The sequence below is a fragment of the Pseudomonas sp. P108 genome, from assembly GCF_032613195.1.
GTDB lineage: Bacteria > Pseudomonadota > Gammaproteobacteria > Pseudomonadales > Pseudomonadaceae > Aquipseudomonas.
Genome location: NZ_CP126691.1, coordinates 6288227 through 6309302, shown reverse-complemented (window position 1 = coordinate 6309302; position 21076 = coordinate 6288227). Strand labels below are relative to the sequence as shown.

20 protein-coding genes are annotated in these 21076 nt (G+C 59.6%); 13 read left to right on the top strand and 7 right to left on the bottom strand.

The genetic code is table 11. The features are described from left to right. The first annotated feature begins 35 nt into the window (after positions 1-35). Positions 36-251: a molybdopterin-binding protein gene (locus QOM10_RS28005; protein ID WP_003229256.1), complete on the top strand. Its 216-nt coding sequence runs from the start codon at positions 36-38 to the stop codon at positions 249-251. Positions 252-404: 153 nt separating this feature from the next. On the opposite strand, the gene QOM10_RS28000 is transcribed toward QOM10_RS28005, so the two are convergent. Both QOM10_RS28000 and QOM10_RS27995 read right to left on the bottom strand, forming a co-directional pair. Next, the gene (locus QOM10_RS28000) at positions 405-1043 is read right to left on the bottom strand and encodes a TetR/AcrR family transcriptional regulator (RefSeq protein ID WP_102901388.1); all 639 of its coding nucleotides are present in this window, start codon (positions 1041-1043) and stop codon (positions 405-407) included. A 226-nt stretch (positions 1044-1269) separates the two neighbouring features. Beyond that, a complete protein-coding gene (locus tag QOM10_RS27995; protein WP_007913842.1) occupies positions 1270-2646 on the bottom strand; it encodes a glutamine synthetase family protein in 1377 nt (458 codons plus the stop codon). Positions 2647-2924: 278 nt separating this feature from the next. Here QOM10_RS27995 and QOM10_RS27990 point away from each other — a divergent pair, with 278 nt between their 5' ends. The 8 genes from QOM10_RS27990 (at position 2925) to QOM10_RS27955 (ending at position 11739) form a co-directional block, all read left to right on the top strand. Next, complete coding sequence (locus tag QOM10_RS27990; protein WP_316917292.1) at positions 2925-3281, top strand: glutamine amidotransferase; 357 nt, start codon at positions 2925-2927, stop codon at positions 3279-3281. Positions 3282-3375: 94 nt separating this feature from the next. Next, positions 3376-4734 carry a glutamine synthetase family protein gene (locus QOM10_RS27985; RefSeq protein WP_126367462.1) on the top strand — a complete coding sequence of 453 codons (1359 nt, stop codon included), beginning with the start codon at positions 3376-3378 and terminating at the stop codon, positions 4732-4734. A gap of 56 nt (positions 4735-4790) precedes the next feature. Continuing rightward, the gene (locus QOM10_RS27980; protein WP_008085326.1) at positions 4791-6155 is read left to right on the top strand and encodes an aspartate aminotransferase family protein; all 1365 of its coding nucleotides are present in this window, start codon (positions 4791-4793) and stop codon (positions 6153-6155) included. Between the two features lie 172 nt (positions 6156-6327). Further along, a complete protein-coding gene (locus QOM10_RS27975) occupies positions 6328-7440 on the top strand; it encodes a polyamine ABC transporter substrate-binding protein (RefSeq protein ID WP_316917291.1) in 1113 nt (370 codons plus the stop codon). 188 nt (positions 7441-7628) lie between these two features. Then, a complete protein-coding gene (locus tag QOM10_RS27970) occupies positions 7629-8726 on the top strand; it encodes a polyamine ABC transporter substrate-binding protein (protein WP_316917290.1) in 1098 nt (365 codons plus the stop codon). Positions 8727-8792: 66 nt separating this feature from the next. After that, the gene (locus QOM10_RS27965; protein ID WP_007913856.1) at positions 8793-9935 is read left to right on the top strand and encodes an ABC transporter ATP-binding protein; all 1143 of its coding nucleotides are present in this window, start codon (positions 8793-8795) and stop codon (positions 9933-9935) included. A 35-nt stretch (positions 9936-9970) separates the two neighbouring features. Then, a complete protein-coding gene (locus QOM10_RS27960) occupies positions 9971-10852 on the top strand; it encodes an ABC transporter permease subunit (protein ID WP_174245145.1) in 882 nt (293 codons plus the stop codon). Next, complete coding sequence (locus tag QOM10_RS27955; RefSeq protein ID WP_007913861.1) at positions 10849-11739, top strand: ABC transporter permease subunit; 891 nt, start codon at positions 10849-10851, stop codon at positions 11737-11739. Before QOM10_RS27960 ends, QOM10_RS27955 begins: the two co-directional genes overlap by 4 nt. 142 nt (positions 11740-11881) lie before the next feature. On the opposite strand, the gene QOM10_RS27950 is transcribed toward QOM10_RS27955, so the two are convergent. Next, positions 11882-12523 (bottom strand): HD domain-containing protein, encoded by a 642-nt coding sequence (locus QOM10_RS27950; protein ID WP_316917289.1) that lies wholly within the window; start codon positions 12521-12523, stop codon positions 11882-11884. Positions 12524-12748: 225 nt separating this feature from the next. On the opposite strand from QOM10_RS27950, the gene QOM10_RS27945 reads away from it, so the two are divergent. Then, on the top strand, positions 12749-13714 hold the full coding sequence (locus tag QOM10_RS27945; RefSeq protein WP_410479191.1) for a GlxA family transcriptional regulator: 966 nt from the start codon (positions 12749-12751) through the stop codon (positions 13712-13714). 204 nt (positions 13715-13918) lie between these two features. Here QOM10_RS27945 and QOM10_RS27940 read toward each other — a convergent pair whose 3' ends face one another. Both QOM10_RS27940 and QOM10_RS27935 read right to left on the bottom strand, forming a co-directional pair. Next, positions 13919-16330, bottom strand: coding sequence for a penicillin acylase family protein (locus QOM10_RS27940; protein WP_316917288.1), 2412 nt, complete (start codon positions 16328-16330; stop codon positions 13919-13921). Between the two features lie 102 nt (positions 16331-16432). Next, a complete protein-coding gene (locus tag QOM10_RS27935) occupies positions 16433-17011 on the bottom strand; it encodes a DUF6436 domain-containing protein (protein ID WP_316917287.1) in 579 nt (192 codons plus the stop codon). Positions 17012-17110: 99 nt separating this feature from the next. Here QOM10_RS27935 and QOM10_RS27930 point away from each other — a divergent pair, with 99 nt between their 5' ends. Beyond that, the gene (locus QOM10_RS27930; RefSeq protein WP_316917286.1) at positions 17111-18058 is read left to right on the top strand and encodes an alpha/beta hydrolase; all 948 of its coding nucleotides are present in this window, start codon (positions 17111-17113) and stop codon (positions 18056-18058) included. A 104-nt stretch (positions 18059-18162) separates the two neighbouring features. Here the strand turns inward: QOM10_RS27930 and QOM10_RS27925 are convergent, their stop codons facing one another. Beyond that, entirely contained in the window at positions 18163-18894 is a 732-nt protein-coding gene (locus QOM10_RS27925; RefSeq protein ID WP_123593566.1) for a DUF2059 domain-containing protein, read from the bottom strand. Between the two features lie 108 nt (positions 18895-19002). On the opposite strand from QOM10_RS27925, the gene QOM10_RS27920 reads away from it, so the two are divergent. Further along, entirely contained in the window at positions 19003-19635 is a 633-nt protein-coding gene (locus QOM10_RS27920; RefSeq protein ID WP_102901380.1) for a 2OG-Fe(II) oxygenase, read from the top strand. A 1-nt stretch (position 19636) separates the two neighbouring features. Beyond that, a complete protein-coding gene (locus QOM10_RS27915; protein WP_316917285.1) occupies positions 19637-20122 on the top strand; it encodes a DUF523 domain-containing protein in 486 nt (161 codons plus the stop codon). A gap of 298 nt (positions 20123-20420) precedes the next feature. Here the strand turns inward: QOM10_RS27915 and QOM10_RS27910 are convergent, their stop codons facing one another. Then, positions 20421-20984, bottom strand: coding sequence for a transporter substrate-binding domain-containing protein (locus QOM10_RS27910; RefSeq protein ID WP_316917284.1), 564 nt, complete (start codon positions 20982-20984; stop codon positions 20421-20423). Positions 20985-21076 lie beyond the last annotated feature (92 nt).

The following is a 21076-nucleotide window of genomic DNA, read 5'->3' as shown; positions in this document are numbered from 1 at the left end:
CACTTGCCGCTTATTTCGACCTCAGGAGAAATATCATGACTATCAAAGCCATCAACGTCCGTAACCAGTTCAAAGGCTCGATCAAGGAAATCGTCCTCGGCGACGTGCTGTCGGAAATCGACGTGCAGACCGCTTCCGGCATCGTCACTTCGGTGATCACCACCCGCTCGGTCAAGGAGCTGGAACTGGTGGTCGGCAGCGAAGTGATCGCTTTTGTGAAATCCACCGAGGTGTCGATCGCCAAGTTGTAAGCCGGTGAGTAAAAAACAACCCCGGAGGGCGTGAGCCCTGCGGGGTTTTTTGTGCCTGATCTGAAAACTGCGGCGCGGCCTTCGCGAGCAGGCTCGCTCCCACAGGGGATCGCATTCCAGATGTGGGAGCGAGCCTGCTCGCGAATAGGTCAGTCAGATCACCAGAGATCTTTTGGGTAGATACGGCGGCAGATACAACCCAATGTAGGCATCAAACACGCGCATCCCTTCCTCGGCCATGCGCGGCGTGATCTGCCCGTGCTGCTGCACCGAACGCGCATAAACACGGTCACCCAACTCCATCGCCAAGGCAAATACATCGACATCTTCCGGCAGCCTCGGCAATTCGAAGTGATGATCGAACAGCTTGTGCATCAGATCGCCCAGTTCTATGTCGTGCTGACGGTCAGCCTGAGTCACTTCGGTCAGACCATGCTGCGCGAGGATCAACTGCCGCGCCGCCGCGTCTTCGTCGTAGATCTCCAGCATCCGTTGTTCGACCAGTCGCGACAGATCACGCCAGTCACGCAAAGCTTCGTGATCGATCGGCGCTTGCAGGCAAGCGCGAAACGCGGCGTGGACATCCGCCGTCAGCGCTTCGAGCAATGCCGGGACGCTGGCGAAAAAGTGGTACACGGAAGAGGGCGGGATCTGCGCGCGTTCGGCGACGCTATAAATCGACAGACTCGCCACACCCTCGGCCGCCAGCAATGTGCGCGCGGCGTCGAGTATCGAATCGATGCGCGCCTGACTGCGGGCACGGGGTTTGCGGACGGGGGCGGGTCGCGTCATGGAAGTCTCCTGCGGGGCAGCGGGCATTGTACGAGCCGGCTTGTGTGTTGTCTTGTCGACCGCTTCGCGAGCAGGCTCGCTCCCACATTTGATCTCCAGTGAACTTGAGCATTTGTACACACAGCCCCCTGTAGGAGCGAGCCTGCTCGCGAACCGCCGCAGGCGGCCATAAAAAAACGCCGTTGGCTGAATCAGCCAACGGCGTTTTTCCTGAAGCTACAACCGCTTAAACGGTATGCAGATACCAGTTGTACTCAAGGTCGGAGATGGAGTGTTCGAACTCCTCCAGCTCGCTTTCCTTGCAGGCGACGAAGATATCGATGTACTTCGGATCGATGTACTTGGCCATCACCTCGCTATCGTCCAGCTCACGCAGGGCATCGCGCAAGTTGTTCGGCAGGCTTTGCTCGTTCTGCTCGTAGCTGTTGCCTTCGACTGGCGCGCCCGGCTCGATCTTGTTGGTCAGACCGTGGTGCACGCCGGCCAGAACCGAAGCCATCAGCAGGTACGGGTTGGCGTCGGCACCGGCCACGCGATGTTCGATACGCACGGCATCGGACGAGCCGGTCGGTACGCGAATCGCCACGGTGCGGTTGTCCAGGCCCCAGCACGGCGAGTTCGGCACGTAGAACTGTGCGCCGAAACGACGGTAGGAGTTGACGTTCGGGCAGAGGAAAGCCATCTGCGCGGGCAGGGTCTCGAGCACACCGCCGATCGCGTGACGCAGCGCGGCGTTCTGCTCGGGATCCTCGCTGGCAAAAATGTTTTTGCCTTCTTTATCCAGAATCGAAATGTGTACGTGCAGACCATTACCTGCCTGGCCCGGGTACGGCTTGGCCATGAAGGTGGTGTCCATTTCATGGTCGTAGGCGATGTTCTTGATCAGACGCTTGAGCAGTACCGCGTAATCGCATGCCTTGATCGGGTCAGCGACGTGGTGCAGGTTCACTTCGAACTGCGCCGGGGCACTTTCCTTGACGATGGCGTCGGCCGGGATGCCTTGCTCTTTGGCACCTTCCAGAATGTCCTGGAGGCAGTCGACGTATTCGTCGAGGTCGTCGATCAGGTAGACCTGCGTCGAGTGCGGACGTTTGCCGGAGATCGGCGAGCGTGGCGGCTGTGGACGGCCGTTCACGTTTTCCTGGTCGATCAGGTAGAACTCGAGTTCGAATGCGGCGCAGATGGTCAGGCCCAGCTCGTCAAACTTTGCAACAACTTGACGGAGCACTTCGCGCGGATCGGCGAAGAATGGGTCACCCTCGAGTTCGTGCATGGTCATCAACAGTTGCGCGGTCGGGCGCTTCTGCCATGGCTCGTTGCACAGCGTATCGGGGATTGGATAGCAGATACGATCGGCGTCGCCGATGTCCAGGCCCAGGCCGGTGCTTTCCACCGTCGAACCATTGATATCCAGAGCAAATAGAGAGGCCGGCAGGTTGATGCCTTTCTCGTAAACCTTGTGGAGGCTGGTGCGTTCAATGCGCTTGCCGCGCACCACACCATTCATATCCGCAATCAGAAGGTCAACGTACAGAACCTCAGGATGTTCCTTAAGGAACGCGTTCGCTTCGTTAAGCTGAACGGCACGCGGGGGTACCGACATGATGCAACACCTTTGTTGTTAAAAATATCAATCATTGATCTTTTCTGGTTTCAGTCAACCCGAACGGCCTGCCGAAGTCAAGCGAGGCCTTTTTTGCCCTAAAAAAGCGCTGCAAGGGCATTTATGGGGCACTTTGGGGCGGTTTTTAGTCCTTGTGACGCTGGGCACCCGCGGGCTTGAGCAGGCCGTGTTGTATTTTTTACGGGGGTGTTGTGTAAAAAAATGAACAAGGCTAAGCTCCGATCAAACCCATAACAGCAATAATACCGGGGTGCTTCATGTCTCGCCTGCCGTTAATCGGCATCACCGACTGCTCGCAACAGTACGGTCTGCATGCTCATCACATCAGTGGCGACCAATCCGTCCGTAGCGCAGCCAGCATGGCTGACAAGTTGCCGACGATGTTCCCGTCCATGGCCGTTCAAGCGCCAGCGTCCGATATTCTGGACGTACGGGAAAGCATCCTGTTTATGGCGTCTCCTTCCACTATAGATCGCTTTCATTTCCAAAGCCTGTGCCGCTTCCCCAGCCGTGCTCATGATTCTGCACGCCTTGAGTGTGCACAGGAAATGCAACGCCAGCGTAAAGGGCAGGTAAGCTCTTCTTTCATTGTCTATGCGCGGTGCCAGGCGTAAGCCGGCACTGCGCGAGCAAGCCCCCTTTAACGCGACGCCCAAAGCGTCAAACTTTGCCTGACATCATGTCAGGAGACTCAGCCCAGAGGCATTTATGAGTACCAACCTCGACCAGCTCACCGATTGGTTGAAAGACCACAAGATCACAGAAGTCGAATGCATGATCGCCGACTTGACCGGTATCACCCGGGGCAAGATTTCGCCGACCAACAAGTTCATTGCCGAAAAAGGCATGCGTCTGCCAGAAAGCGTGCTGTTGCAGACCGTGACCGGCGACTACGTCGAAGACGACATCTATTACGAACTGCTCGACCCGGCCGACATCGACATGATCTGCCGCCCCGACCAGAACGCCGTGTACATGGTGCCGTGGGCCATCGAGCCGACCGCGCAGGTGATCCACGACACCTACGACAAGCAAGGCAACCCGATCGAGCTGTCGCCGCGCAACGTCCTCAAGAAAGTTCTCAAGCTCTATGCCGACAAGGGCTGGCAGCCAATCGTGGCGCCGGAAATGGAGTTCTACCTGACCAAGCGCAGCGACGACCCTGACTATCCGTTGCAGCCGCCGATTGGTCGCTCGGGCCGTCCGGAAATCGGTCGTCAGTCGTTCTCCATTGAAGCGGCGAACGAATTCGACCCGCTGTTCGAAGACGTCTACGACTGGTGCGAACTGCAGGAACTGGACCTCGACACGCTGATCCACGAAGACGGCACGGCGCAGATGGAAATCAACTTCCGTCACGGCGACGCACTGTCGCTGGCCGACCAGATTCTGGTGTTCAAACGCACCATGCGTGAAGCCGCGCTCAAGCACGACGTGGCCGCGACCTTTATGGCCAAGCCGATGACCGGTGAGCCGGGCAGTGCGATGCACTTGCACCAGAGCATCATCGACATCGAGACCGGCAAAAACGTCTTCTCTAATGAAGACGGGACCATGAGCCAGTTGTTCCTGCACCACATCGGTGGTTTGCAGAAGCTGATTCCTGAGCTGTTGCCGTTGTTCGCGCCGAACGTCAACTCGTTCCGCCGCTTCCTGCCGGACACCTCGGCACCGGTCAACGTCGAGTGGGGCGAAGAAAACCGCACCGTCGGCCTGCGCGTACCGGATGCCGGCCCGCAGAACCGTCGCGTCGAGAACCGCCTGCCGGGCGCCGACGCCAACCCGTATCTGGCGATCGCCGCGAGCCTGCTCTGCGGTTACATCGGCATGGTCGAAGGCCTCAACCCGAGCGCGCCGGTGGTGGGCCGTGGTTATGAGCGCCGCAACCTGCGCCTGCCGCTGACCATCGAAGACGCGCTGGAACGTATGGAAAACAGCGCGACCATCGAGAAGTACCTGGGCAAAACCTTCATCACTGGCTACGTCGCGGTAAAACGGGCCGAGCATGAAAACTTCAAGCGCGTGATCAGTTCCTGGGAGCGTGAGTACCTGCTCTTCGCCGTCTGATACGCCGGGCGCGGCCCTCACCGGCTGCGTCTTCACCGATAACAAGGAGAATTGGCATGACCAGCAACAATCCGCAAACCCGCGAGTGGCAAGCACTCAGCAATGATCACCACCTGGCCCCGTTCAGCGACTTCAAGCAGCTGAAAGAGAAAGGCCCGCGGATCATCACCAACGCCAAGGGCGTTTACCTGTGGGACAGCGAAGGCAACAAGATTCTCGACGGCATGGCCGGTCTGTGGTGCGTGGCCATCGGTTATGGTCGCGATGAGCTGGCCGACGCAGCCGCCAAACAGATGCGCGAACTGCCGTACTACAACCTGTTCTTCCAGACCGCGCACCCGCCGGCGCTGGAACTGGCCAAGTCGATTGCCGACGTGGCGCCGGAAGGTATGAACCACGTGTTCTTCACCGGTTCCGGCTCCGAAGGCAACGACACCATGCTGCGCATGGTCCGCCACTACTGGGCGATCAAAGGCCAGCCAAACAAGAAAGTCATCATCAGCCGCAAGAACGGTTATCACGGTTCGACCGTGGCCGGCGCGAGCCTCGGTGGTATGACTTACATGCACGAACAAGGCGACTTGCCGATCCCGGGCATCGTCCACATCGCGCAACCGTACTGGTTCGCCGAAGGCGGCGACATGTCGCCGGAAGAGTTCGGTATCTGGGCGGCCAATCAGCTGGAAGAGAAGATTCTCGAAGTCGGCGTCGACAACGTCGGTGCCTTTATTGCCGAGCCGATCCAGGGCGCCGGCGGCGTGATCATTCCGCCCGACAGCTACTGGCCGCGCATCAAGGAAATCCTCGCCAAGTACGACATCCTGTTCGTCGCCGACGAAGTGATCTGCGGTTTCGGCCGTACCGGTGAGTGGTTCGGCAGTGATTTCTACGATCTCAAGCCGGACATGATGACCATCGCCAAAGGCCTGACCTCCGGCTACATCCCGATGGGTGGCCTGATTGTTCGCGACACCGTGGTGGCGGTGCTCAACGAAGGTGGCGATTTCAACCACGGCTTCACCTACTCCGGTCACCCGGTGGCGGCGGCGGTGGGTCTGGAAAACATCCGCATCCTGCGCGATGAAAAAATTATCGAGAACGCGCACAACGAAACGGCACCGTATTTGCAGAAACGTCTGCGGGAACTGAACGATCACCCGTTGGTGGGTGAAGTTCGCGGAGTCGGTCTGTTGGGCGCGATCGAGCTGGTGCAGGACAAGGCCACGCGCAAGCGTTACGAAGGCAAGGGCGTCGGCATGATCTGCCGCCAGTTCTGCTTCGACAACGGCCTGATCATGCGCGCTGTGGGCGACACCATGATCATCGCGCCGCCGCTGGTGATCAGCAAAGCCGAGATCGATGAGCTGGTGACAAAGGCACGTAAATGCCTGGACCTGACCCTCAGTGCGTTGCAGGGCTAAGTGCTAGGCTTTGAGCGGGGGAGCCGTGGCGCTCGCGCTCAAAGCTGTCAGAAAGGCTGGTCTTTTCTTGAAAGACCGCCTCGGATCTTGCCAGACTAGCCGCGGTTCCAGTTGTCCGGGTTCGGCCGCTGAACAAAGTGGTTCAAAAAAGAAAAATTTGGAGCATTAACGCATGAAGGCATTAGGCAAAAAGCTCGCTGGCAAGACTCTGCTCGCCATGTCCCTGATGGGAGTCATGGCGGCTGCGGCTCAGGCGGACGACAAGGTGTTGCACGTCTACAACTGGTCCGACTACATCGCCCCGGACACTGTGGCCAACTTCGAAAAAGCCACCGGGATCAAAGTCGTCTATGACGTCTTCGACAGCAACGAAACCCTGGAAGCCAAGCTGCTGGCCGGCAAGTCCGGTTACGACATCGTGGTGCCTTCCAATAACTTCCTCGCCAAGCAGATCAAGGCCGGTGTTTACCAGGAGCTGGACAAGTCCAAGCTGCCGAACTGGAAGAACCTCGACGAAGACCTGCTCAAGGCTGTTGGCGATGCCAGCGACCAAGGCAACAAGTACGCGTTCCCGTACATGTGGGGCTCGATCGGCATCGGCTACAACCCGGCCAAGGTCAAGGCAGCGCTGGGCATCGACAAGATCGATTCCTGGGACGTGGTGTTCAAGCCTGAAAACATCGAGAAGCTCAAAAGCTGCGGCGTAAGCTTCCTCGACGCACCGACCGAAATGATTCCGGCGGCGTTGCACTACCTGGGCAAGCCGACCAACAGCAAGGACAAGGCTGACCTGAAAGCCGCCGAAGACCTGTTCCTGAAAATTCGTCCGTCGGTTGCCTACTTCCATTCCTCCAAGTACATCTCCGACCTGGCCAACGGCAACATCTGCGTCGCCGTCGGTTACTCGGGTGACCTGGAACAATCCAAGACCCGCGCCCAGGAAGCCGGTGACAAGGTCAAGCTGGCCTACACCATTCCAAAAGAAGGTGCTGGCACGTTCTACGACATGGTCGCCATTCCCAAGGATGCCGAAAACGTCGAAGCCGCCTACAAGTTCATGAACTACCTGCTTGAGCCGCAAGTGATGGCCGGCATCACCAACGCCGTGCGTTTCCCGAACGGCAACAAGGCTGCCACGCCACTGGTGGACAAGGACATCACCAGCGATCCGAGCATCTACCCGTCGGCAGAAGTGAAGAAGCAGCTCTACGCGATCAGCGATCTGGACGCAGCGACCCTGCGCCTGATCACTCGCAGCTGGACCAAGATCAAATCCGGTAAATAAGCCGGTTTGACGCAACAACCGCTGGCCGTCATGCCCCGCGCGGGCGGCCAGCGGATCAATTAAATGACAGGAAGTTTTGCAGGAACGGTTTTTCGAGGGTAAGTTGCGCGCCGGTTTTGTTGCCGGGCAGCCATCGCTGTCATGCAGCGCTGGGCAACTTGGGCCCAACTAATTTAGAGGACCTCCACTTGCCTATTTTTTCTTCTTTGCGCAAAGCCCTGCTGGCCACTGCCGGCCTGACGATTGCTGTCGGAGCCCAGGCCGCCGGTACGGTGCATATTTATAACTGGTCCGATTACATCGGCGAGACCACCCTGGCCGATTTCCAGAAAGCCACCGGGATAAAACCGGTCTACGACGTGTTCGACTCCAACGAAACCCTGGAAGGCAAGTTGCTGGCCGGGCGTACCGGTTACGACGTGGTCGTGCCGTCGAACCACTTCCTTGGCAAGCAGATCAAGGCGGGCGCGTTCCAGAAGCTCGACCGCTCGCAGCTGCCGAATTATTCCAATCTCGACCCGGCGCTGCTCAAACGTCTGGAGCAGAACGATCCGGGCAACCTGTACGCCGTGCCGTACCTTTGGGGCACCAACGGCATCGGTTACAACGTCGATAAAGTCAAAGCTGTACTGGGTGTCGACAAGATCGATTCGTGGGGCGTTTTGTTCGAGCCTGAGAACATCAAGAAGCTGCAAAGCTGCGGCGTGGCATTCCTCGATTCGGCGGATGAAATGATGCCGACCGTGCTCAACTATCTGGGCCTGAATGCCAACAGCACCAATCCCAAGGACTACGAAAAAGCCACCGACAAATTGCTCGCGGTGCGTCCTTACGTGAACTACTTCCACTCCTCGAAATACATCGGTGATCTGGCCAACGGTGACATCTGTGTGGCCATCGGTTTCTCCGGCGATATCTTCCAGGCGAAGAACCGCGCAGCCGAAGCCAAGAAGGGCGTGAACATCGCCTACACGGTGCCGAAAGAGGGTGGCGCATTGTGGTTCGACATGCTGGCAATCCCCAAGGATTCGTCGAACGTGAAGCAGGCCCATGCCTTCATCAACTATCTGCTGAAACCTGAGGTGATCGCTCAGGTCAGTGATTACGTCGGTTACGCCAACCCCAATCCGGGGGCGGACAAGTTGATGGAACAATCCATCCGTACCGATGCGTCGGTGTATCCGCCGCAGGCCGTTATCGACAAGGCTTATGTGTCGATCGAGTTGCCACCGAACATTCAGCGTCTGATGACCCGCAGCTGGACCAAGGTCAAGTCGGGGATGTAAGGCACACACTATCCTGGGTTCGCCTTGCGGGGCGAACTGCATTGTTTTTTTCTGGGAGTTTCGTAAATGGCAGTTGCCTCCGGCGCCTATAAGAAAGCCCTCGAGGGCGACCAGACACCGAAACAGGTGCTGGTCAAAATCGACCGGGTCACGAAGAAGTTCGACGAGACGATTGCCGTGGACGATGTGTCCCTGGAAATCAAGAAAGGCGAAATCTTCGCCCTGCTCGGCGGTTCGGGATCGGGCAAATCCACTCTGCTGCGGATGCTGGCAGGGTTCGAACGGCCCACGGAGGGGCGCATTTTCCTCGACGGCGTCGACATCACCGACATGCCGCCGTACGAACGTCCGATCAACATGATGTTCCAGTCGTACGCCTTGTTCCCGCACATGACCGTGGCGCAGAACATCGCCTTCGGCCTCAAGCAGGACAAGATCCCGGCGGCTGAAGTCGATGCCCGCGTAGCCGAAATGCTCAAGCTGGTGCAGATGAGCCAGTACGCCAAGCGCAAGCCGCATCAACTGTCCGGCGGTCAGCGTCAGCGTGTGGCGCTGGCACGTTCGCTGGCCAAGCGGCCGAAGCTGCTGCTGCTCGACGAGCCGATGGGCGCACTGGATAAAAAACTGCGTTCGCAGATGCAACTGGAGCTGGTCGAGATCATCGAGCGCGTCGGTGTGACTTGCGTGATGGTGACCCACGACCAGGAAGAGGCCATGACCATGGCCGAGCGCATTGCGATCATGCACCTGGGCTGGATCGCCCAGATCGGCAGCCCGATCGACATCTACGAAACCCCGACCAGCCGCTTGGTCTGCGAATTCATCGGCAACGTCAACATCTTCGAAGGCGAAGTGATCGACGATGCTGAGGGCCACGCAACCATCACCTGCAAAGACCTCGATCGGCAGATCTACGTCGGCCACGGCATCAGCACCTCGGTGCAGGACAAGTCCGTGACTTACGCGATCCGTCCGGAGAAGCTACTGGTCACCGCCGATCAACCGACCTGCGAATACAACTGGTCGAGCGGCAAGGTGCACGACATCGCCTACCTCGGCGGGCACTCGGTGTTCTACGTTGAATTGCCGAGCGGCAAACTGGTGCAGTCGTTCGTGGCCAACGCCGAGCGGCGTGGCGCGCGTCCGACCTGGGGCGATCAGGTTTACGTGTGGTGGGAAGATGACAGCGGCGTGGTACTTCGCTCATGAACATGCGCAAATTCAAACGCCGCATCAACCGAATAATCCCCAATGGCCGGCAGCTGGTCATCGGGGTCCCGTTCATCTGGCTGTTCCTGTTCTTCATGCTGCCGTTCTTCATCGTTCTGAAGATCAGCTTCGCCGAAGCCGACGTGGCCATTCCGCCGTACACCGAGATCTACACGTACGCCGAGCAGAAGCTGCAACTGCTGCTGAACCTGGGCAACTACGCGATGCTGGCGGGCGACGAGTTGTACATCGCCGCTTACCTCGGCTCGTTGAAGATGGCGCTGATCAGTACCATTCTTTGTCTGGTCATCGGCTACCCGATGGCCTACGCCATCGCCACCGCCCGTAAAGAGCTGCAAACGGTGCTGGTGCTGCTGATCATGATGCCGACGTGGACGGCGATCCTGATCCGCGTTTACGCGTGGATGGGCATCCTCAGCAACAACGGTTTGCTCAACGGGTTCCTGATGAGCATGGGCTTTATCGACGAGCCTTTGCAGATCCTCAACACCAACCTGGCGGTGTACATCGGCGTCGTTTACTCGTATCTGCCGTTCATGATCCTGCCGTTGTACGCCAACCTGGTGAAGCACGATCACAGTCTGCTGGAAGCGGCATCCGACCTCGGTTCGAGCACCTTCAACAGCTTCTGGAAAATCACCATTCCGCTGTCCAAGAACGGCATCATTGCCGGCTGCATGCTGGTATTCATCCCGGTGGTCGGCGAGTTCGTGATCCCGGAACTGCTTGGCGGTCCGGAAACCCTGATGATCGGTAAAGTGCTCTGGCAAGAGTTCTTCAACAACCGTGACTGGCCGGTGGCATCCGCGCTGGCAGTGGTGATGCTGGCGATCCTGATTGTGCCGATCATTCTGTTCAACCGCAGTCAGGCCAAAGAAATGGAGGGCAAAGAATGAAGCGCATCCGTTTCTCCAGCCTGATGCTGGTCATCGGTCTGTTGTTCATCTACCTGCCGATGCTGATCCTGGTGATCTACTCGTTCAACGCCTCGAAACTGGTGACGGTGTGGGGCGGCTGGTCGATCAAGTGGTACGTCGGCCTGCTCGACAACACGCAACTGATGGGCTCGGTGCTGCGCTCGCTGGAAATCGCCTGCTACACCGCGGTTGCCGCGGTGGCGCTGGGCACGCTGGCGGCGTTCGTGCTGACCCGCATCACCCGCTTCAAGGGCCGTACGCTGTTCGGCGGTCTGGTGACGGCGCCGCTGGTGATGCCGGAAGTGATCACCGGTCTGTCGCTGTTGCTGCTGTTCGTGGCCATGGCACAGATGATCGGCTGGCCGCAGGAGCGTGGCATCGTCACCATCTGGATCGCCCACACTACGTTCTGTGCGGCGTATGTGGCGGTGGTGGTGTCGGCGCGCCTGCGTGAGCTGGACCTGTCGATCGAAGAAGCGGCGATGGACCTCGGTGCTCGGCCATGGAAGGTGTTCTTCCTGATCACCATTCCGATGATCGCGCCATCGCTGGCAGCGGGCGGCATGATGTCGTTCGCGCTGTCGCTGGATGACCTGGTGCTGGCGAGCTTTGTCTCGGGTCCTGGTTCGACGACCTTGCCGATGGAAGTGTTCTCGGCAGTGCGTCTGGGTGTGAAGCCTGAGATCAACGCCGTGGCGAGCCTGATTCTGCTGGCCGTGTCGATCGTGACCTTCATGGTCTGGTTCTTCAGCCGCCGTGCCGAAGAAGCGCGCAAGAAGGCGATTCAGCAAGCCATCGAAGAAAGCGCTGCCGATTCTTGGAAGCAGCCGGACGTGCGTCGGGCGCCAAGCCCGGAGGCTGCGTAAGCGCTAACGGGTTGGCCTCATTCTCGAGGCCAACCCAAATCCCAATGTGGGAGCGAGCCTGCTCGCGAAGACGGAGTATCAGTCGACTCAAATATTGGCTGATACACCGCTTTCGCGAGCAGGCTCGCTCCCACAGTTCGTTTCAGGCAGTCCAGGGTGATTGGCGGATGACCTCGACAAAGTTCATCGGCTTGAACCCTGGCTCCTGATCCCTCAGCACATCGGTCTTCACATTACCGAACGTGGTCTGCGGACGATGGCGCAAGCCATCGGCGAACGCGCAGATGATGCATTCCTTGAAACCCTCTCCACGCGGGTGCGCATGCACCACTGCCTCGCGCTGTACCGTGCTGAACGTCGCGTAATCCATGCCCAGCACATCCATTTCCACACCAGCCGTTACCAGCGCCACCGTTGGGCGCAGATGCTTGGGCACGCCCGGTGTGGTGTGCAAGGCAATCGACAGCCACACCTGTTCGATATCGTCATCGCTCAACCCGTACGGTTTGAGAAACGCTGCCGCCGCATTCGCGCCATCCACTTCGAAACGTTCATCTGCGCTGCGATGACCTTCGACCAGGCCGAGGTCATGGAACATCGCGCCGACGTAGAGCAACTCCGGATCGTAGGCCAGTTGCTGACGCTCACCGCTCAAGGCGCCGAACAAAAAGACCCGGCGCGAGTGGTGGTAGAGCAAGTCGGACTCGATGTCGCGGATGTACTCGGTGGTGGCCCGGGCGAGGGCGCTGTCGGGGATTGTGATGTCGGCAATGGTGGTGCTCATAACGGTTTCCTCGTCGAAAACGCCGTCGTGGCGCTGATGGGAAAAGTCTGTGCCCGAGGCAGAAACCGGACAATCGATCCATGGCTGCGATCCTTGCCAATCCACCTGCAAATCGTGCCAAGCTAAAAGATCGCAGACTGCGGCAGCTCCTACAGAAGCCCGCATTCCCCTGTAGGAGCTGCCGCAGGCTGCGATCTTTTGCTCTTAAAGGGGGGATCCACAGCCATGAACAAAACCGTCGCCATCGTCGTGTTTCCCGGCGTGCAATCGCTGGACGTCAGCGGCCCGATGGATGTGTTTGCCGAGGCCAATCGCTTCCTGCCGCCCGAGGATCACTATCGGCTCGAAGTGATCGGCGTCGAACACGGCCCGATGGCCTGTTCCAATGGTTTGAACCTGAATGCCCATCGGTATTTCAGCGAAGCGCTGGATGCCTACGACCTGCTGCTGGTCGCCGGTGGGCCGCACCTGCCGTTCATGGATTTTGGCGCGACGTTCGACGAGTGGCTGCGCGAGGCGTGTGCTCGGGCGCAGCGCTTCGGTTCGATCTGCAATGGCGCGTTCATGCTGGCACGCGCCGGAATGCTGGAAGGGCGCACCGTCACCACGCACTGGAACGATGCCGAGGCGTTGGCCCGGTTGTGCCCGACCACACAGGTCGAGGCGGATCGTCTGTACGTCGAGGACGGCACGCTCTACACCTCGGCTGGGGTGACGGCGGGGGTTGATCTGTCGTTGTACCTGCTGGCGCGTGATCACGGTGCAGAAGTGGCGCTGAGCGTGGCCAAGCGTCTGGTGGTGTTCACCCAGCGTTCCGGTGGGCAGTCACAGTTCAGTCCGTTTCTCACGCCGCATGCGGAACCTACGTCGGCGGTGGCGATGGTGCAGTTGTATGTGCTGGCCAATCTGACTGGTGATCTGACGATTGCCGATCTGGCCAATGCGGCGAACATGAGTGCGCGCAATTTCTCTCGGGTGTTTGCCCGGGAAGCCAAGGTCACGCCAGCGGAGTTCGTCGAGCGGGCGCGGGTGGATGCGGCGCGGGTGATGCTGGAGAGCACGGCGGCGCCGTTGAAGACGGTGGCGTATCAGTGCGGGTTTCGTGATGCGCAACATATGCGCGGGGTGTTTAACCGGCGGTTGGGGGTGACGCCGCAGCAGTTTCGGCTGAATTTTGCGGTGATGCTTTAACCCTCACCCCAGCCCTCTCCCAGAGGGAGAGGGGGCCGATTGGGGGATATTAGCGAGATACGCCGACGTGATGTTGCTGTACCGAATCCATAATCGACTCGATCTCTCTGGTCGGTGCATAGCGAAAGACACCTCGGTCAGTCCCCTCTCCCCCCGGGAGAGGGCTAGGGAGAGGGCTAGGGTGAGGGCTAGGGTGAGGGGCTTTTAAGGCGCTGTCCGCGCCGGCAACAGCTTCAACGTACTGCGCGTATTCGCCGTCACCTCTTCGTCGTTGAAATGCGCCTGCACATACATCCCGTCGACATACGCCTCAGCCTGATCGTCATAGTGACTGTCAAACGGCACACCACTCTGCCCGACCGGGTTGATCGTCAAGCCATGCGCCGGATCAGCAAAATCCACCAGGCGCCGCGTCGACGGCCCGTAAGTCACCGGCCACGGCGCCGGGCCGATCTTCGCCGACAGATTGTTCGGCACTTCATGACTGCCCGGCGCCGCAAACGGCCCGACATTGAAAATCCGCTCCAGCGGCTTCTGCTGTCCCAACGGATGGCCGTGAGTCAGCGTGTGCGCCGCGCCCCATTTCCACTCGGCAGAGTTATCGCCCAGGGTCAGCTTCAAGTGCTGCATGCTCGCCTGCCACGCCGCGCGCACGACATCGGCGCGGGTCTCCTTGTTCGGCGTGCTGCGGTTGTCCCACCACGGCGAATCGGCATTCGCCGCCAGTTTCGGCAACGCCGCATCGATCACTCGCGTCGACAGCAATGTCTCGAAGAAATCATTGCCCAACTCATCACGCATCGCCGCATCGGCCAAGTCATACAAGAACTGGTTGAACACCGTTGCACTGACTGAATCCAGCGGATAGTCGCCCGGCCATTGCGCCAGTTGCTCGACCAGTTTCAGCTGTGCCGGATCGCTCACTACCTCACGCAGCACCGGCAGCAACGGCGCGAGCAAGCGCGGGCCATAACCGGTCACTGTGCCCAATTGCAGTTTCTGATTGGCCTCGTTGCTCCACTTCACGCTCTTGTCGCTGAGCTGACGATTGAGTTGCTGCCCGCGATCGGCAAGGTTGTAGTAACCGGGAATCTCCATGCCGGTCGGCGACAGCGGCTGGAAGTTGGCCGAGACAATGTAGCCGCGCGCCGGGTTCTCTTCCTGCGGGTTGGCGCTGAACGGGTAGAAACCCTCCTTGTCGGCCTGATTGCTGCTGCCGTCGAGCATGAACTCCGGTCTGACCCCGGCCGGACGCTTGGGCAGCAACGCCGAGGCCCACCAGGCGATATCACCCTTGGCGTTGGCGTAAACCAGGTTCAGCCCCGGCGCCTGCACTTTCGCGGCAGCGGCGCGGGCCTTGGCCAACGTGTCGGCGCGGTTGAGCTGATAAAAACCTTCGAGAATCGGGTTCGGCGTTTCAAGGAACGCCCACCACATGGCGATCGGCGTCTTGCCGGCAGCGGTGCCGAGCGCATCGTTGACGATCGGCCCGTGGGGCGATTGACGCAGGGTGAGAGTTACCGGCGTCTGGCCTTTCACATTGATCTGCTGTTGGGTGACAACCATGTCGGTCCACTGGCCGCGATACCAGACCTGATTGGGGTTATCCGGGTTGACCTTCTCGGCGATCAGGTCCAGATCGTCGTTCTGGAACATGGTCAGGCTCCAGCCGAAATCGAGGTTGTGGCCGAGGAAGGCGAAAGGCACTAGCGCCTGATGATGGCCGTACAACTCGAAGCCCGGCGCCGACAATTGCGCTTCGTACCACACCGACGGCACCGAGAAGCGAATATGCGGGTCACCGGCCAGCAGCGGTTTGCCGCTCTGGCTGCGGCTGCCGGCAATCACCCAGGCGTTGCTGCCTTCGAACTGCGGCAGGCCATTATCGATCAGCGCCTGTTCGCTGAGGCGGGCGAGGGCGTTGAGGTCTTTCCAGTCGCCAGCGGCAAGTGCCGGCGCTTGCTTGGCGTGACCGTTGACCAGCACCCCTTTGGGCTGCCAGTCGAGGTCGAAAACCTTGAGATAATCGGCGCCGAGCTGATCGCGCACGTAGGTCAGCAGCGGTTCGGTGCGAAACGCCGCCGCAAAGCTATAGGCCATGTAGCCGGCGACGCTGATGCTGTCTTGCGCCGTGAACGGCCGCTTAGGGATGCCCAGCACGTCAAACTCGATCGGTGCAGCGTGGCTGTCCTGATATTGGTTGATGCCATCCAGGTAGGCTTGCAGGCCTTTCCACGCCGGCGACTGTTTATCGAGACTGGCGACGTAACTGGCGGCGCGCTCACGGATGCGCAGGCTGCGAAACAGTTTGTCGGTGTCGAGCAGTTTCGGCCCGAGCACTTCGGCCAGTTCGCCACGGGCGAGGCGACGCATGGCTTCCATCTGGAACAGGCGATCCTGGGCATGCACATAGCCAAGGGCACGGTAGAGGTCGGTTTCGTTCTCGGCGCGAATGTGCGGTACACCGCGTTCGTCGTAGCGCACGGTCACCGAACCTTGCAGGTTGCGCAGTTCGACCTGGCCCTGGCGCGTCGGTTGTTTGCTGTGGACATACCCGCCGACGCCGGCGAGCAGAACAACGATGAGCAAGCCAAGTACGGTGAACACGCGCTTCATGGTGACTCCTTGTGCATACGGGATTGCCGCCCGTCGGGCTGCAAACAATTAGCACAGACCTTCTGTGCCGTGCAGCGCTGTCCTTGAAAAGTCCGGAATGCCTTACTGCTTCTCCACAGACCACGGGCAGTAACAACCGACCGCCAGCGTGTGCGTGGCATTGACCGGGCGATCTTCTGTCAGGGCATTCAAAATCGGTTCGATAAAGCTGTTGCTGGAGTTGCAGGTCAGGCCTTCGCTATAAGGGCCGAAGTACGCCAGTTTGCCGCTGCGATCCCAGATCGCCACGGCCGGACTGGCGGGCACCTTTTCGGAACCGGGCAATATCGTGATGGTTTTCAGGCTGCTGAGGGTCGCGGGCAACTGGCCGTGGCTGCCAGTCTTTTGCACGGCGAAGAACTCAACGCCCTTGGCGCCGAACTGCTCGACCATCTCGGTCAGGTGCTGTTGATTGCCGACATTGCACGGGCAGGCCGGGTCCCAGAAATGCACCAGGCGGATCTTGCCGGGGCCGGCGAGATTGTCCGGCAGGCGCAGCGGATCACCGGAAAACACTGCCGTGTGTTCGCTGAACGCACGCAGATAACGCCCCTGAAACCAGTCATACGCCGCCCACAGCACCCCGGCGCAAATCAGCGCGAGCAGGCTGGCAAACAGTGCGGTGCGGTAGGGCGAACGCATGGTTTTCGTTCCAGAAGAGGTGGGCTAGCTTGCCATGCTTGCTCCGACAGATGAATATCGCAGGCCGATAAAGTCTGTTTACCGCTTTGGAATTCCCGCATGCCTGCCACTTTCGACCCCGATCAGATTCGCGCCAGCCTCAAGCCTTTGGCCGAGTGGCAGCCGTTGTCGGACGAGGCCAAGGCCTATCAGCGTTTCTACCAAACCGACTTTCCCGAGCGGGATGTCTGGCGTGGCATGGGCCGTTTCGAGGTCGATGGCTATGAAGTGGTCAGCCATTGCTGGTGGCCGGAGAAGGTCAAGGCGACGCTGTTTCTGCTGCACGGCTACTACGATCACACCGGGCTGTATCGGCATGTGATCAAGTGGGCGCTGGATCAGGATTTTGCGGTGATCGCCTGCGACTTGCCGGGCCATGGCTTGTCAAGCGGGCCGCGCGCGAGCATTCGCGATTTCTCCGAGTACCAGGATGTCCTGCAAGCGTTGTTCGCCGAGGCGCAGTCGATCGCGTTGCCGCAGCCGTGGCATTTGTGCGGGCAGAGCACCGGCGGGGCGATTGTGGTCGATCATCTGCTCAATCACGGCGAAAACAGCCCGGCGCAAGGCCAGGTGATTTTGATGGCGCCGCTGGTGCGGCCGCGGGCGTGGGGCTGGTCGCAGCTGAGCTATTACTTGCTCAGGCCTTTTGTCAGAGGGGTCACGCGGCGCTTCAGCGAGAATTCCAACGATCCGGATTTCCTGCCGTTTCTGCAGGCTGATCCGTTGCAGCCGCGACGTTTGCCGACGAAGTGGGTCGGGGCGTTGTCGCGTTGGATCATTCGCGTCGAGCACGCGAAAAAAAGTCCGCGGCGGCCATTGATCATTCAGGGGCAGGCGGACATGACGGTCGACTGGCAGCACAATCTGCAGGTGATGAAGTGGAAGTTCGACCGACCGCAGATCTTGCTGCTGGCCGAGGCGCGGCATCATCTGGCGAATGAGACGGTGGAGATGCGTGAGGAGTATTTCGAATTCTTGAGCAAGCGGATCAGGGGCCGGAATCTGTAGCGCTTGTGAGGGCCCCTTCGCGAGCAGGCTCACTCCTACATTTGGAATGCGTACCCCTGTAGGAGTGAGCCTGCTCGCGATAGCGGTCTAAGAGGCGACGAAGATCATTGCCCGACCGCAAGCCCTGCGCGAATTGCCGCCAGCGCGGCCTGGTAATACGCCTTGCCCTCAGCCGACTCGGCAAACGTCGCGAACTCTTCCAGCTCTTCATCCGACAGATCGCGATAGACATAGAGCAGCGTGTTGTTCATGTCCGCGCCAATCTGATCCATCAAGCGCTGGCGCTGACCATTGAGCATGCCTTGCGCCTGACCGCCACCGAGCAGCCCCGGAATCATCGAACTCAGGCTGTCCGCCGCCACGCCGGCAATCGCCAGACTCACTTCGGCGCCAGCTTCACGCGCTGGCAGCGCCTGAGCGAGGTGGCCAATGATCAGCAGGCGGCTGTCGCTGACCTGCATCTTCGGCAGGCCCTTGGCATTTTTCGCCAATTGATCGCGGCGCGTCGCGAGCAATTCGGCGGCGACGATTTTCTTGCCCAGCGGCGATTGAAAGAAGGTCAGCGCCGGTTTTGGATCAGCGAGCTTCTGCCGCAGTTGCGCTTCGGCACGTTGATCCACAGCCTGCGGGGCAAAGCGCTGATTGCTGTTGTTCACCAGCGCCTGAAATACGGCGGGCGGCAGGCTGTTCTGATAGCGCTGCTGTGCGGCCGTCAGGGCATCGTTGAAATGCGCACGTTGATCTGGCCAGCCGGCGACCTTGTACAACTGATCGTGGCCGTCCGCCCAGGCGGGCAACACGCAGAACATCAACAGTGAAAAAAGCAAACGGCGCATAGGGACTCCTGTCAGCAGCCGACTATTCTCCGTGCGGTGCCGGTACTTGTCGAGAATTCGTAGCAAGCCGCCGCGTGGCTCTGTCGGATTTCTTGCCGCCGACATACTATGCGCGCCATGCAAATATCCTCTGAACACCCACTGCTGTTACGCATTGTCGATGACCTGGCCGACCACGGCTGGTCGCAGCAGAACATTTTCCTGCCCGCCGGTTTGACCCGCGAGCTGGCGGCCGAGTGCCGCAAACGTGAAGCAGAGGGCGAACTGGCGCCTGCGGCGGTGGGGCGTGGGCCGTTTTCGGAGATCCGCGAGGGGATTCGTGGCGACCACATTCAGTGGATCGATCCCGGTCAGGCCGAGGCCAGCGACCGTTATCTGAACCTGATGGAGAGCCTGCGTGAAGCGCTCAACCGTGGCTTGTTTCTGGGTCTTGAGGACTTTGAATGTCATTTCGCGCTGTATCCGCCGGGTGCGTTTTATCGCAAGCACGTCGACCGTTTTCGCGACGACGACAAGCGCATGGTGTCGGTGGTGGTTTACCTCAATGACGCGTGGCTGCCGGAGGATGGCGGTCAGTTGCGCATGTATCTGAACGATGAACGCGTGCATGACGTGCAGCCTACTGGCGGGTGTCTGGTGGTGTTTCTCTCCGGCGAAGTGCCTCATGAAGTGCTGCCCGCGCACCGCGAGCGCTTGTCGCTGACCGGTTGGTTCCGCCGCCGTGGCAACGAGCCGTTCTGAGATGGACAGGATTCTGGTCAGTCGTTGCCTGCTGGGGCATCGCGTACGTTATGACGGCGGTGCGAGCGGGCCGTTTGATCTGCTGGAGCAGTGGATTGCCGAAGGGCGGGTGGTGCCGTTGTGTCCGGAGGTCGCGGGAGGATTGCCGACGCCGCGGGCAGCGGCGGAGATTCCGGGCGGGCAGGGTGGTGAGGTGCTCGATGGTGTTGCGGCGGTGATCACCACTGAGGGTGAGGATGTCAGTGCGCAGTTTCTCGATGGTGCGCGGCAGGCGCTGGAGCTGGTGCAGAAGCACGGGATTCGCGTGGCGGTGCTGAAGGCCAACAGTCCATCTTGCGGGAATCTGTTGACGTATGACGGGACGTTCAGTGGCGTCAAAGTCAATGGCGAAGGGGTGACGGCCGCGTTGCTCAAGCGCCATGGTGTGCAGGTTTTCAGTGAACTGGAATTGCCGCTGGCCGCGCTGGCACTGGCTGCTTTGGACTGATCCTGAATCGTTACCCTCACCCCAGCCCTCCCGAAACGTCGGACCGCCCGTAGGGAGAGGGGGCCGACCGAAGTGTCTGGCGCTATTCATCGACCTGAAAGACCTTGTTGACTATGGATTCGAGACAGCCATGACTGATCGATTACGTCGACAAAGCCATGAACGATCGACTATGGATTCGACAAAGCCATTTTCAGTCGATTTCGGATTCGGTATACCCATTTCAGGTCGGCGTATTCCTTCAGCATCCCCCAATCAGTCCCCTCTCCCTCGGGGAGAGGGCTAGGGTGAGGGGCTTTTAAGGCTTCAACCACTTCTCGGTCAGCGCTGCCAAACGCCCATCTGCCTTGATCCGCTCCATCGCGCTCGCAAGACTGGCCTGAAACGCCGGATTACCCTTCTGAAATGGAATCGCCAGATCCACTGGCTCCGCCGCTTTCGGCTTCTCTTCAGTCAATGCCTGCACCAGCACCATCGGCCGTGGCTGCTCATCCTTCTTCGCCAGCAACTGCGAATCGACCTTGCCGTACGGCTCGCTGAAGTCGAAACGATCCTTGAGTTCGGGTGTCAGTGCTATGTGGTTGAGCGCGACGTCGTACTTGCCGCTTTCAACGCCCTGGAGCAGGTCGGCCTCGTCGGTGACGATGAAATCGGCGCGTACATCCAGCTCCCGGGCGAGCAGTTGCCCAAGCTCGACCTCGAACCCCGTGAGTGTGTCGCCTTCCTTGAAATTGAAGGGCGGTGTATTAGCCTCAAGGGCAATGCGCAGCTCGCCACGGTCGTTGACGTCATCAATCAGTTCGGCGTGAGCCAAAGGGCTCAAAAGGGGTAGCAGGCAGATCAGGCCAGGCAGAAAACGCATGGTCACTCCTTTGAAATCATTATCGCGACGCTCTGATTCAGGCTCGCTTTGCTATGGTTGTCGAGTGCCTTCGACAACGAATGGTCATGAAG